The sequence below is a fragment of the Sphingomonas sp. OTU376 genome (assembly GCF_038440415.1).
Classification (GTDB): Bacteria; Pseudomonadota; Alphaproteobacteria; order Sphingomonadales; family Sphingomonadaceae; genus Sphingomonas; species Sphingomonas kyeonggiensis_A.
In genome coordinates, this window is the sequence record NZ_JASATQ010000040.1 from 1 (window position 1) to 13670 (window position 13670).

Here is a 13670-nt window from a genome sequence, read left to right on the forward strand (position 1 = left end):
CCCCTGGGTCCCGGCTTCCGCCGGGGAAGCAGAAAGGGGGGCTCAAGCCTTGTGCGGGAAGGCGGCCGCCGGTTCGCTGGTGCCGGGCTTGCCGGTCTCGACATGGCCGGCGAGGCGCAGGCGGGTGCCGTCTGCGCCGGTGAGCAACAGGTCGTACCAGTGATGCTCGGCAAGCGGCACCGGCGCCTGGACCTCGGCGCCGGGCGCGAGGTCGTGGCTGGCCCGCGCGTCGCTATGGGCGCAGTGGCTGGCCAGGGTCAGCGGGGCAGAGCCGCGATTGGCGAGGTGGAGCGTGCCGGTGGTGCCCTGCCATGCGATCGTCGCTTCGATCCGGGCGGCGCCGTTCGCGCGATATTCGCGGTGGAAGCCGTTCGGGCCCTGGACCACCAGCGCATGCGCCCGGTCGCGGCGGAGCGGCCAATGCTCCTCGAGCTTCGACTGGGCGGCGACGGTGAAATAGCGCCAGCCGGGAAAGGCGGTCTCATCCTGCACGCCGAACACGATCCCCTCGGGGCCTTCATTGACGAAGCGCAGGGTCAGCCCGGCATCGGACCAGATCGGCTCGACGGTGAAGCGATAGGGCAAAGCGCGGGCCGGGCGGGTACCGGGCTCCTGGGCCGGGACGCCTTTGCCCGTCGCGATCTTCGGCGGCGGGGCGGTCTTGCAGAGTTTCTCCGTCTCTTCGAAATAGCTGGCGACCGAGGGCAGGGCGGCGGCCCAGCGCGTGTCGAGGCGCTGGCGCTCGGTCACATCGAAATCGAACATCGAGGTGAGGTCGCCGCAGATCGCGCGGCGCCAGGGCGAGATGTTGGGCTCGGCGATGCCGAAGCGCTTCTCGAGGAAGCGCAGCACCGAAGTGTGGTCGAACAGTTGCGAGTTGACCCAGCCGCCGCGCGTCCAGGGCGAGATCACCATCATCGGCACGCGCGGGCCGAGACCGACCGGCTCGCCCTGGTAGGTCTCGCTGCGGACATCGACATTGCTCGCGCCATATTGCGGGGCGATCGCCGGCATCGGGGCGGGGACATGGTCGAAAAAGCCGTCATTCTCGTCATAGTTGAGGATGAAGGCGGTCTTGGCCCAGACCTTGGGATTGGCGGCGAGCGCGGCGACCAGGCTGGAGATCAGCACTTCGCCGAAGGGGACGGGCGCGTCGGGATGCTCGCTCATCTCCATCATCGGGACGATCCAGGAGACGGCGGGCAGCCGGTCGGCGGCGACATCGGCGGCGAAGGCGGCGATCAGGTGCTTCGCACGGGTCGTCTCCGGGTTCTTCGGCGCGATGCCGTCGACCCAGTCGACATAGGCGCGGCCGCGCTTGTAGAGCGACGAGGCGCGGTCGAGCTTACGGAATTCCTTGAAGTAACCCAGCGGGTTGTCCGAATAATTTGCGATCTCCTGATAGAGCTTCCAGGAGATGCCGGCTTCCTCGAGCCGGCCGGCATAGCTGCGCCAGGGCAGGCCCTCGCTGGCGTCGTCCTTCGCCATGTCTGCACCCGGATTGGGATCGGTGCCGCCATTGGTGACGCAATATTCGCCCTCCTGGCCGACGCTCAGGCCGTTGGTCCCGCTGAAATGATAGAGGCGGTTCGGGCCGGTCGGCCCCTGGAGCGAGCAGTGATAGCTGTCGCAGATCGTGAACTGGTCGGCGAGCGCGTAATAGTAAGGGATGTCCTCGCGGGTGAGGTGGGCCATGGTCAGCGGGCCCTTCTGGTCGGCCCAGACGTCCCAGTTGCGCCAGCGCGCCTGGCTGTCCTTCCAGCTATGGTCGAGCCCGGTGAAGCAGCGGGCGTTGCTGCCGTTATAGTCGAGGCGGAAGGGCCAGGCGACCTGGCCGCCGTCGCGATCGGCGCGGCGCTGCGCCCAGACGGGCTTGCCGCCGGGCAGCGCGATCGGGCGCGGATCGCCAAAGCCGCGGACGCCGCGCAGCGTACCGAAATAATGATCGAAGGAGCGGTTCTCCTGCATCAGGATCACGACATGCTCGATATCCTGGATCGAGCCCTTCCGGCCCTTCGCCGCGCGGGCAAGGCCGGTCGCGGCGCCCGTCTCGGCGGCGGCAACGCCCGAGGCGCCGAGGATGAAGGTGCGGCGATCGATCGGCATGACTACTCCCGTACGCATTGGTCCCGGCCCGGCGGCGTGCCGGCGAGACTTGGTCGCGCCTAGGCGCGCTATGTGCAAGGGATGTGACGAAAATCGGGTTTCGCGAAGTTTTTGCGGGATGCGGGCATAATATCCACATGCCGTGCGGCGAGTAGCTCAGCCGAGCACGTCGGTGAGCAACCGGCGCCAGTTGCCGCCCATGATCTTGTCGACTTCGCGTGCGCGGAAGCCCGAGGCGGTGAGGGCGGCGGCGATGCGCTGCATGCGATCGATGCGGTTGAGCTCGGGGATCACGACATGCTCGGGCGTCCATTCGAAGCCGGGCACGCCCTGCCGGCGCAGCGCGCGCCACCATTCGAGATATTCCTCGACGCCCTTGGCATTGTCGTTGTTCAGCTTGATGAGATTGGTCTGGCCGGCCATCGGGAAGTCGTTGGCGACGCCGACCGCGTCGATCCCGCCGACCCGCGCGACATGGCGGATCTGCGCGACATAGTCGGCGACGGTCGGCACCTTGTTGCGGGTGAGCCAGAAGCTCATCATGAAGATGCCCATTACGCCGCCGCGCTCGGCGATCGCGCGGATCACTTCATCGGGCGCGCAGCGCGGGTGGTCGACAATGGCGCGCGCGGCGCCATGGCTGAGCGCGATCGGGGTCTTCGAACGACGCGCCGCCTCGAGCATCGTCGGCACTGATCCGTGCGATACGTCGGGCAGGATGCGCAGGCGGTTCATCTCCGCCAACCCCTCGATCCCCAGAGGCGTGAGCCCGGTCTGCACAGTCTCGAGCGCGCCGCCGGCGTACTGCGTGTTGTTGTGATGGGTAAACTGGAGGACGCGCAGGCCCTTGTCGTGGAAATGGGCGATGCGCGAGAGATCGTCGCCCATCATCTCGGTCGACTGGAATTGCAGGAACACCGCGCAGCCGGGGCGGGTGCCGATCTCGCTGCCCTTGCGCGCGAGCCAAGCGACCTTGGAGTCCTTGAGCTTCGCCACGGCACGGTCGATCGCGGGATCGTTCGCCGCGAAGTTGCGGCTGTAGCGCGGCACGCCGTCCGCGCCGCGCACCTCGATCAGGTCGGAGACGTCGGCGATCATCCCGCCCAGCCCCGCGGCGGTGATCTCGTTCAGGTCTTCGGGCAGGAAGCTCAGCGAATCGAAGAACAGCCGGGGCGCCCGCGATGCCCGGGCCAGCATCGGCGCCGCCAGAGCCGTCGTCGCCATTCCGATCACTGCGCCGCGCCGCGTCACCATGCATTTTTCTCCCGAGGAACTGCCCGACTCGATACCGCCGGACCGGCGCAAGGATGCGCAAGCGGCTGCGACCGGGCAGCAATCAATTGTTTCGAACCCGAAAACAATCGTTCACAAAATACCATATTAATCCAGTGGGATTTGACCTAGCCTTGTTTCAACCGCGTTACCACGGTGTGTCGGAGCCATGCGCGCGGGGTTTCGGGTAATGGCATCAACAGGAGGAAACATGCGTCAATTTCCTAATCGACAGGCTCTGTTCCGGGCGGTCTCGCCCGTGGCGACCGCGCTTGCGCTTTGCGCGGGCGGCGTCGCCCATGCGCAGCAGGCCGATGGTCCCACCGCGCCTGCGGATGCCCAGGAAGCACAGGGTGACATCGTCGTGACCGGCTCGCGCATCGCGCGTTCCGATCTTGCAGCGTCGGTTCCGGTGGCCGTGGTGAGCAGCGCGGATATCGCGCGCACCGGCGCCGCCAACATCCAGGACGTGCTCGCGGACCTGCCGGCCGTGGGCCAGAACATCAGCCGCACCTCGACCAATTTCTCGACCACGGGCAACGGCCAGGCTTCGGTGAACCTGCGCAGCCTCGGCTCGTCGCGCACCCTGGTGCTGGTGAACGGCCGTCGCTACGTCGCCGGTATTCCGGGCACGTCGATCGTCGACCTGAACACCATCCCCACCGACCTGATCAAGCGCGTGGACGTCGTGACCGGCGGCGCTTCGGCCGTCTATGGCTCGGAAGCGATCGCGGGCGTGGTCAACTTCATCCTGGACGACGAGTTCGTCGGCCTGCGCCTGCACGGGCAGGGGACGGTCAGCGACAAGGGCGATGCGCCCCGCCAGCTGGTCTCGGCTGTGGCCGGCGCCAGCTTCGCCGATGGCCGCGGCCATATCGTGCTGTCGGGCAGCTATGATTTCGACCATGGCCTGCGCTCGCGCGACCGCAGCTTCTCCGCGACGGACAATCCCAACCGCAGCTCCTTCTCGGCACAGGGCCTGTTCAGCCCGAGCGGCACCTTCGCGCCGGGCGCGGGCACCTTCACTTATGACGCGCTGAACAACCTCAAGCAGTATCAGAGCGCGAACATCGACGGCTATAACCGCAACTTCGATCGCTATCTGGCGCTGCCGGTGGAGCGCTATCTCGGCTCGGCGCTCGCCAAGTTCGAGATCGCGCCGGCCGCGACCGTCTATGGCGAATTCCAGTACGCCAAGTCCAAGTCGCAGAGCTCGCTTGAGCCGCAGGCCGTGGCCTCGACCGACCTGGTCTATGCCGATGGATCGGCCTTTGCCGGCATCCCGATCACCAACCCGCTGATCCCCACCCAGATCCGCAATGCGATGATCACTGCCGGCGTAACCGCGCTGCCGTTCCGCCGCCGTTCGAACGACATCTTCGATCGCAGCAACCGCAACGACCGCGAGACCTGGCGCGGCGTCGCCGGCGTGCGCGGCGAACTGTCGCCCACGCTGCGCTATGACGTCTATTACACGCATGGCGAGACCCGCGACGTCACCCAGTCGGGCACCGTCTATGGCCCGAACTACGCCAATGCGCTGAACGCGGTGGCGGGGCCGAACGGGCCGGTCTGCGCGATCAACGCGGATGCCAATCCGAACAACAACGACGCTGCCTGCGTGCCGATCAACATCTTCGGCTTCAACACCGTCTCGGCCGCGGCCGCGGCCTATGTGACGCGCAATGGCGAGCAGACCCGCTATGAGGCGCGGGTGAAGCAGGACGTCGTCTCGGCGACGGTCTCGGGCGACCTGTTCCGCCTGCCGGGCGGTCCGCTCGGCTTCGCGATCGGCGGCGAGTATCGCCACGAGAAGAGCACCGAGGATTTCGACGAGGCGACCAATCTGGGCCTGACGCTGGGCAACCAGCTGAGCGACACGCGCGGTTCGTACAACGTCAAGGAAGCCTTTATCGAGCTCAACGCGCCGATCCTGAAGGACAAGCCCTTCTTCCACAGCCTGAGCATCGAAGGTGCTGCGCGCTATGCTGACTATTCGACGGTCGGCGGCGTGTGGAGCTGGAAGGCCGGCGCGGAATGGGCGCCGATCCCCGACATCCGCTTCCGCGGCGTCTATTCGCAGGCGACGCGCGCGCCGAACATCTCGGAGCTCTATTCGGCGCAGAACGAGACCTTCCCGGCGGTGATCGATCCGTGCGACCAGCGCGCGGGCAATGGTGACGGCGCGCCGATCTCGGTGACCAACCTGTCGGCGGCGTGCCGCGCGGTCCCGGCGATCGCCGCGGCGGCGGCTGGCGGCGGCTTCGTCTACTCGACCGCGCAGATCCAGACGATCAACGGCTTCACCGGCGGCAATCCGAACCTGCGCGAGGAAACCGCCAAGACGCTCACCCTGGGCGGCGTCTTCCAGCCCCGCTTCGCGCGCGGCTTCAGCCTGTCGGTCGATTATTACCAGATCAAGGTCGAGAACGCGATCGGCATCATCGGCCAGCAGACCTCGCTCGACGAGTGCTACACCGGCGGCGGCGAGGCGATCTTCTGCAACAACATCATCCGCGACAACACCGGCCACCTGACCAGCGTCAACGCGATCAACTTGAACACCGGCTCGTTCGAAGTCTCGGGCATCGACACCCAGGCGCAATATTCGACCAAGCTGCCGTTCGCGAAGATCGACTTCAACCTGCGCTGGACGCACCTGCTCAAGCAGGAGCAGACCTCCTATCCGGGCGGTCCGACCCAGGACGAACTCGGCCAGCTCGACTGCTATGCCTGCGGCCGCCTGGGCACCGGCTTCCGCGACAAGGTCAATGCGTCGGCAACGCTCGGCTTCGACGGCGTGTCGGTCAATTGGCGGGTCAATTACCTGTCGTCGGTGGTCGATGACCTGACTTCGGCAACGCCGCGGCGGACCGGCGATTTCTGGTACCACGACGCGCAGGTGCGCTTCGAGCCGCTGGGCACGCGCTACGCCTTCTATCTCGGCGTGGACAATGTGTTCGACAAGAAGCCGCCGATCTTCAGCGACACGAGCCTGGTGACCTTCCCGGGTACCCAGACCTCGGCGACCACCTATGACCTCTATGGCCGCCTGCTCTATGCGGGCGTGGACTTCCGCTTCTGACGCGGCATCCCCGGGGAGCCCTCGCGGCTCTCCGGGGATATCCGAAGACGGCGGAGCGATTGTATCGGACGGGCCGCTCGCGCATAGAGCGGCGCCATGCTTTCGCAGAAGACCCGCTATACCATCCGCGCGCTCCAGCATCTCGCCGATCGCTATGGCCAGGGGCCGGTGCCGCTGGCCGAGATCGTCGAGAAGCAGAACATCCCGGGCAAGTTCCTGACGGTCATCCTTTCCGAGATGAACCGCGAGGGCCTGGTCAATTCGCAGCGGGGCAGGGACGGCGGCTATATGCTCGCGCAGCCGCCCGAGCAGGTCCGCATCGGCGATCTGGTCCGCAAGACGCATGGCTCGCTGGCGCTGGTGCCCTGTGCGAGCCGCTTCGCCTATGAGAAGTGCGACAATTGCGTGGCCGAGGAGGAATGCCGGCTGCACCACCTCATGCTCTATCTGCGCGACGAGACCGCGCGCATCCTCGACGGCGTCACCCTGGCCAATCCGCTGCCCGAGGCACTAAACTCTACTTATAATGTAGACAATTAATCCTGCTTTGCCGATCGGCGGCGGAAAGGCTGGTCTGTGCACTCCATCCCAAGGGCAGGAGTGACGGCCATGGCGGGTTTCATCGGTGCAGGCGCGGCGAAGCGCAGTCCGCTCAATTTCCTCTGGTTCATCCCCTCGGGCGGCGACAATCGCCGGCTCGCCTGGCCCGAGGGGGAGCGTGCGCCCGATCCCGAATATCTGCGCCAGGTGGCGGTGGCGGCGGACAGGCTCGGCTATTATGGCGTGCTGATGCCCACCGGCGCGATGTGCGCCGATGCGTGGATCACCGCCGCCTCGATCGCGCCCTTTACCGAGAACCTCAAGCTGCTGGTGGCGTTGCGCCCGGGCCTGACCGCGCCGGCCGAGGCGGTGCGCCAGGCGGCGGCGCTCGACCGGCTGTCGAACGGCCGCGCGCTGCTCAACGTCGTCACCGGCGGCAGCCCCAAGGCGCTGGCGCAGGATGGCATCTTCCTCGACCACACCCAGCGCTACGAGCAGACCGCCGAGTTCCTCGACATCTGGCGCAGGCTAGCCCGCGGCGAGACGGTGACGCAGCAGGGCGAGTATCTGAGCATCGAGGACGGGCGGCTGATCTTCCCCTTCGTCCAGGAGCCGCATGCGCCGATCTGGTTCGGCGGATCCTCGGAGATCGCGCGCGAGATCGCGGCCGAGCATGTCGATGTCTATCTCGCCTGGGGCGAGCCGCCGTCGCAGCTCAAGGAGATCATCGACGATGTCCGCGGACGCGCGGCGAAGCGCGGCCGCACGATCCGCTTCGGGCTGCGCATCCACTTCATCGTGCGCGAGACCGAGGCCGAGGCCTGGGATGCCGCCAACGACCTGATCCGCCACGTCACCGACGAGCAGATCGCGCTGTTCCAGTCCTTCCTCACCAAGGGCAGCGATTCCGTGGGGCAATCGCGGATGCAGGCGCTGCACAAGGGCAGCCGCGCGAACCTGGAGATCGCGCCGAACCTGTGGGCGGGCATCGGGCTGGTGCGCACCGGCGCGGGCACGGCACTGGTCGGCGATCCGGACACGGTGGCCGAGCGACTTCAGGAATATGCCGATATCGGGATCGATACGATCATCGGATCGGGCTATCCGCATCTCGAGGAAGCGTACCGCGTGGCGGAGCTGCTCTTCCCCAAGCTCAACCTGCCGCATCGCCGCGGCGCCACGCTGCCGCCGCTCAGGCCGTTCTTCACCCCCGCCGATGTGAAGCTGGCGGCGGAAGGGCTGGCGAAAGAGCCGGTGCCGGCGGGGCGGTTCACCTAGCGCTTCGGAGCGGACTGGCAGGCGGCCGGTCGGCTGGCGCGCACGGCTTCGTCCTGGCGCTTGCCGGCAGGCGCTTCGCCGGGCGAGGCCGGGATCAGGCCGCGCCCGAGGAAATTGCCCGCGCCGGTGCGCCGGGCCTGGTCTCTCAGGCTGACGGGAGCGGTTGCTGGCCCCTTTTCCGACGCGCGGGGCGGGGTGGTGCAGGCGGCGGTCTGGGGCGGCTCGGTCGCCAGCGCCGGGACGATGCCGAGCAGGGCGATGCTTCGGTGCAAGCCGCGGTTGTGCATTACTTTCTCCGGACGCCCAGGCTCTTCCTAGGGACGGACAGGGTGCCGCGCCGCAGCGCCGCGACCGGGCCCGGCGCTCTGGCGGCGCGGGCGAGGTCATGCGACAAAAGCGGACGGGGATGAGACGAAGGTGGACGTCAGCGCCCCGGCGATGCCCTATGGGCGCGGGCGGAAGGGGCGCGACACCGATGAAACTGGTACCCGAGATACGACAGGCCGCCTGGCTGGTGGCGCTGACCTGGATATTGTCGGGGGTGCTCTACCTGATCCCGTTCCAGGTGTTCACCGGCCTCTCCGCCTATGTCCTGGTCTCGGTCATCCTGATCTGCCTGCTGGGCGCGCTGCTTTCGGGCGGCGTGTATCTGGCGGTGCGCGGTGCCCGGGGGCGGAGCCCGGTGTTTCGCTTCGCCATTGCCGGCGGTGCCGTCGTGCTGGCGTCGGCGGTGCTGGCGGTGATCGACGGCGTGACCAGCCAGTGGATCGCGCGGCTGATGGCATCGACCCAGCCGCCCGCGCCGTTCGGCATCCGGGCGCTCACCAATTTCGTCGCGCTGGTCTGGCAGTTCGCGCTGCTCGGTGCCGCGTTCACGGTGATCGAGGCGAACAACCTCGCCCGCCTGCGCGAGCGGGAGCTTGCGGCCGTGCGGGAGGCGGCGAGCCGAGCGGAGGCAGCGGCCACGGCCGCGCGCCTTGCCGCATTGCGCTACCAGCTCAATCCGCATTTCCTGTTCAACACGTTGAACGCGATCTCCTCGCTGATCGTGACCCGCGACTACAAGCCGGCCGATGCGATGCTGGCCGAGCTTTCCGAGTTCCTGCGCGCCACGCTTGCGGTGGACCCGGATGCGGTGATCGCGCTGGAAGACGAGCTGGCGACGCTGCAGCATTATCTCGAGATCGAGAGCATCCGGTTCGGGGATCGGCTGGCGGTGGAGTTCGTCTGCCCGCCCGAGCTCGAGGACGCGCTGCTGCCCGGCTTCACGCTGCAGCCGCTGGTCGAGAATTCGATCAAATATGCGGTGGCGACTAGCGCGGTGCCGGTGACGATCCGGGTCGAGGCCAGGGTCGAGGACAGCCATCTCGTGATAGCCGTGGAAGACGACGGTACCGGTGGCGCCGCCAAGCCGGGTACGGGCGTGGGCCTCGCCAATGTCCGCCAGCGGCTCGAGGCGCTCTATGGCGACCAGGGATCGCTGGAGACCGCGCGGCGGAGCCCGGGCTTCCTCTCCACCCTTCGCCTGCCGCTGACTCATCAGCCGCAACAGGGAGAGGCTGCATGAAGCCGCTGCGCGTTCTGCTCGTCGACGACGAACCGCTGGCACTGAAGCGGCTGGCGGCGCTGTTTGCCGATATCGACGGCGTCGACCTGGTTGGCACCGCGGCCACCGGCGGCGAGGCGGAGGCGCGGATCGCGGCTACGACGCCGGACCTGGTGATGCTCGACATCTCGATGCCGGGGAAGAGCGGGCTTCGCGTCGCGGCGGATCTGCCGGCCGAAGCCAGGCCGGAAATCGTCTTCGTCACCGCCTTCGAGCAATATGCGCCCGATGCGTTCGAGGTCGAGGCGGCTGACTATCTGCTCAAGCCGGTGCGCTTCCATCGCCTGCGCCAGGCGGTCGAGCGGGCGCGGCGCCGGCAGGCGCAGCGCGAGGCGGCGGACCGGTTCGCCGCCTTGCCCGATCCCGTGCCCGATGCGTGCGACGCGGCGATCTGGGTGCAGGTGGCGAACGGCCAGCTGCGGCTGCCCCATGACCAGATCGAGTGGGTGGAGGCCGCCAAGGACTATGTCATCCTCCACACCGCGACGCGCAGCTTCATCCACCGCATCTCGATGAAGGTGCTCGACTCCCTGCTGATCTCGAGCGGGCTCATGCGGGTGCACCGTTCGACCTTCATCCGCCCGGCGCTTGTCAGCGGCGTCCAGCGGTTGGGCAAGGGGCTGATCGCGCTCGAGATGCGGGACGGCGCGCAGGTGCAGGTGGGCCCCAGCTATGGGAAGGCGGTGCTCGCCCGGCTGGGTCTCGGTCCCGAGGGGGCGTGAACCGGAACCGACGCGGCTGCGCCGGTTCCGATCGCGCTTCGATCACGCCACGGGCTGGCGCGAGAAATAGTCGATGGTGTGCATCAGGCCCTTGTCGAGCGGCATGGCCGCCCGCCATCCGAGCACCTGCTCGGCAAGCGCGAGGTTCGGCATGCGCCGGCGCGGATCGTCCGTGGGCAGGGGCGAGTTCTGCAGCGGCGACGCCGAGCCGGTCAGGGACAAGACCCGCTCCGCCAGCGCGCTGATCGAGATCTCGGCGGCATTGCCGAGATTGACCGGCCCGGTGAAATCATCGGGCGTCGCCATCAGCCGCAACAGGCCTTCCACCAGATCGTCGACATAGCAGAAGGACCGGGTCTGGCTGCCATTGCCATAGAGCTGGATCGGCGCGCCCACGAGCGCCTGGGTGATGAAGTTGCTGACCACGCGGCCATCGTCGCGCTGCATGCGCGGGCCATAGGTATTGAAGATCCGCGCTACCTTTACGGCCAGGCCATATTGCCGGCGATAGTCGAAGAACAGCGTCTCCGCGCACCGCTTGCCTTCATCGTAGCAGGAGCGAGGCCCGGTGCAGTTCACATTGCCGCTGTAGCTTTCGTCCTGGGGATGGACGAGCGGATCGCCATAGACCTCGCTCGTCGAGGCCTGGAGAATTGGGCAGGTATTCCGCCTGGCCAGTTCCAGCATGTTGAGCGCGCCGAGCACTGCGGTCTTGGTCGTCCGTACCGGATCGCGCTGGTACTGAACCGGCGATGCCGGGCAGGCGAGGTTGTAGATCGCATCGACCTGGAGATCGAGCGGCTCGCAGACGTCGCGCTGCAGGAACTCGAAGCGCGGATGCCGGGCGAGATGCGCGACATTGCCCATCGCGCCGGTCAGCAGGTTGTCCAGGCAGATGACATGGGCACCGCGATCGATCAGCCGATCGACAAGGTGCGAACCGATGAACCCGGCGCCTCCGGTCACGAGGACGCGTTCGATGTTTCCGCTCATTCGCCTTGCGCCCGCCAAAGGATGAACTTCTCGCCGCGCGCATCGATCTCCAGGCCGGTTTCCGCCGCGAAGCGTTCGGCGGCGCGCCGCACGCCTTCCCATCCGAAATCGTCGCCGATCAGCGCGCCGCCGGGGGCCAGCAGGCGCCAATAATTGTGGAGGTCGCGATAGACGGGATCCTCCTCATGCGCGCCGTCGATATAGATGAGATCGGGCGCGACGTTACGGGCGGCGAGGATCAGCGCGGCATTGTCGGAGCTGTTCGCCAGCGGCACGATCCGGTCGGCGACGCCGGCGCGCACGACATTGGCCAGGAAGGTGAAATATAGCTGCGGGAAGCCATGCCTGAATTGCAGCGATTCACGCCATTCGGGCCGCTGCCCCAGGGCGTGCTCGGCCGAACCCAGCCAGGTGTCGACGCAGATGATCCGGCAGTCGAGGCGCAGCGCCTTCGCCATCCGGGCCATGTGGATCGCGGAGGCGCCCTTCCAGCTGCCGACCTCGACGATCAGCTTCGGCTTCACCTTCGACATGACCTCGAGAAACACCGGGTCTTCCGAGCCCCAGCCCTGCACATCGGCGGGCCAGGCGCTCGGATCGAACCCCTCATAGGGGGAGACCTGGTGGAACAATGCGGTCACCGGATCCATCTCGCCGACATTGGTCAGGCGGACGGATCGCGGTGCGGCAGGGGTGGCCTTTCGCGACAGGCGGTCGATCACCAGGCGCGCGGTGGATGCCACGCCGATGGTGCGCGAGAGCTGCCACGCCCGGCGGAGCCTGTGCGGGACAAGGGTGGAGCGGCGCCCCGCGGCAAAGCGCTGCCGAAGTTTGGTGATGAACCGGTCGATCGCCAGCTGCTCATTGGGCCGCGCCAGCGCCGGCCGTTCGGCCAGCAGGTGATCGAGCATCTTCAGGATATGGGCTTCGGCCGCGTCGCGGCGTTCCGGCTCGCGGATATCCACGCCCCGCAGGAAATTGCTGGCATCGCCGCCCAATTGCACCTTGTGCGGGTCATAGGTCAGGCCGAGGTCGCGCCAGATCGCCTCGCGGATCGGATCGGTGCGCTTGCGGCTGTGGGTGGGATGGGTCGCGGTCAGCCCCTGCGAGTTCACGCGGTAGCGGGTAAGGGGCTCGGCCAGGTTGCGCGCGCGGGTGTGCGGCAGGATGTCGAACCAGAGATAATGGTCCTGCGAGACCGGCTCGTCTTCGCGGTAGCCACCCGCAGCCTCGAACGCGGCGCGGCGAAAGGCCGTTGCGGAATGGTAGAAGGGATTGTGGAACAGCAGCGTCCAGCGGATGGCGAGATCGGTTTCCGGCATGATCTCGACACGATGGGCACGCCCCGCCTCGTCGATCAGGGTAACCGCGCTGCCGACCAGGCCGAGCTCGGGATCGGCGCGCAGTGCCTCGACCAGCTTGCCGATCCGCGAGGGTTCGGAAACGTCGTCGGAATCGAGGCGAACGATGATGTCGCCCCGCGCCTGCGCGATCGCGCGGTTGGCGGACACTGCGGTGCCCACATTGGTCTCGTTGAGCAGCACCCGGATGCGCGGGTCGCGCGCGGCGAGCGCCTTGACCGGCTCGGGATCGTCCGAGCCGTCGTCGATCACGATCAGCTCGAAATCCTGGAAATCCTGGCCGAGGACGCTGTCGACCGCCTCGTCGAGGAAACGGAAGTCGTTATAGGCGGTCATCACCACCGAGCAGGCCGGCGCGCCGACGTCGCTGCGGTCGGGCAGGGCGACCGGCCGGGGATCGAAGATCCCGGTCCCGTCGCCGGCGGCAGCCGCTGCCGGGGAAGGCGCCGTCACCGGTTCGTTCGCGGTCGTCACGCGTGCGCCCGCCCAGCCTTGCCGGCCTCGTTCGGAAGGCACGCCACATCGCGGACAGACATGGCAGGACTGGCCCCTTGATCCCCAGACCGCATTGACGGTTCCCCCAGAATTACGGAATTGGGATTCCGGTTAGGCCACGGAAATTCCGTGTCAATGCGGTTTCCGGGTGGCGCCCGCCCTTTCGGGAAAATCGTTCCGTCGCCGGGATGCGGCGCGTTAATCGACTGACA

At 67.4% G+C, this 13670-nt stretch carries 10 protein-coding genes; 5 read left to right on the top strand and 5 right to left on the bottom strand.

What is annotated here, in order from left to right; all coding sequences use genetic code 11:
• Positions 1–42: 42 nt before the first annotated feature.
• Both AAHM44_RS16015 and AAHM44_RS16020 read right to left on the bottom strand, forming a co-directional pair.
• On the bottom strand, positions 43–2106 hold the full coding sequence (locus tag AAHM44_RS16015; protein ID WP_342250606.1) for a phosphocholine-specific phospholipase C: 2064 nt from the start codon (positions 2104–2106) through the stop codon (positions 43–45).
• Positions 2107–2262: 156 nt separating this feature from the next.
• A complete protein-coding gene (locus tag AAHM44_RS16020; protein WP_342250607.1) occupies positions 2263–3360 on the bottom strand; it encodes a membrane dipeptidase in 1098 nt (365 codons plus the stop codon).
• A gap of 229 nt (positions 3361–3589) precedes the next feature.
• On the opposite strand from AAHM44_RS16020, the gene AAHM44_RS16025 reads away from it, so the two are divergent.
• The 3 genes from AAHM44_RS16025 (at position 3590) to ssuD (ending at position 8281) form a co-directional block, all read left to right on the top strand.
• On the top strand, positions 3590–6463 hold the full coding sequence (locus AAHM44_RS16025) for a TonB-dependent receptor domain-containing protein (RefSeq protein WP_342250608.1): 2874 nt from the start codon (positions 3590–3592) through the stop codon (positions 6461–6463).
• Between the two features lie 96 nt (positions 6464–6559).
• Positions 6560–7003, top strand: coding sequence for an RrF2 family transcriptional regulator (locus tag AAHM44_RS16030; RefSeq protein ID WP_184165713.1), 444 nt, complete (start codon positions 6560–6562; stop codon positions 7001–7003).
• Between the two features lie 69 nt (positions 7004–7072).
• Positions 7073–8281 carry an FMNH2-dependent alkanesulfonate monooxygenase gene (gene ssuD / locus AAHM44_RS16035; protein WP_342250609.1) on the top strand — a complete coding sequence of 403 codons (1209 nt, stop codon included), beginning with the start codon at positions 7073–7075 and terminating at the stop codon, positions 8279–8281.
• On the opposite strand, the gene AAHM44_RS16040 is transcribed toward ssuD, so the two are convergent.
• On the bottom strand, positions 8278–8568 hold the full coding sequence (locus AAHM44_RS16040; protein WP_342250610.1) for a hypothetical protein: 291 nt from the start codon (positions 8566–8568) through the stop codon (positions 8278–8280). The genes ssuD and AAHM44_RS16040 overlap by 4 nt on opposite strands.
• Before the next feature lie 188 nt (positions 8569–8756).
• Here AAHM44_RS16040 and AAHM44_RS16045 point away from each other — a divergent pair, with 188 nt between their 5' ends.
• Together AAHM44_RS16045 and AAHM44_RS16050 are read left to right on the top strand one after the other, a co-directional pair.
• A complete protein-coding gene (locus AAHM44_RS16045) occupies positions 8757–9848 on the top strand; it encodes a sensor histidine kinase (protein WP_342250611.1) in 1092 nt (363 codons plus the stop codon).
• Positions 9845–10609: a LytR/AlgR family response regulator transcription factor gene (locus AAHM44_RS16050; RefSeq protein ID WP_342250612.1), complete on the top strand. Its 765-nt coding sequence runs from the start codon at positions 9845–9847 to the stop codon at positions 10607–10609. The genes AAHM44_RS16045 and AAHM44_RS16050 overlap by 4 nt, the downstream gene beginning before the upstream one ends.
• Before the next feature lie 42 nt (positions 10610–10651).
• Here the strand turns inward: AAHM44_RS16050 and AAHM44_RS16055 are convergent, their stop codons facing one another.
• Entirely contained in the window at positions 10652–11602 is a 951-nt protein-coding gene (locus AAHM44_RS16055; RefSeq protein ID WP_269575473.1) for a UDP-glucuronic acid decarboxylase family protein, read from the bottom strand.
• A complete protein-coding gene (locus tag AAHM44_RS16060; protein ID WP_342250613.1) occupies positions 11599–13437 on the bottom strand; it encodes a CmcI family methyltransferase in 1839 nt (612 codons plus the stop codon). The genes AAHM44_RS16055 and AAHM44_RS16060 overlap by 4 nt, the downstream gene beginning before the upstream one ends.
• Positions 13438–13670: the final 233 nt, after the last annotated feature.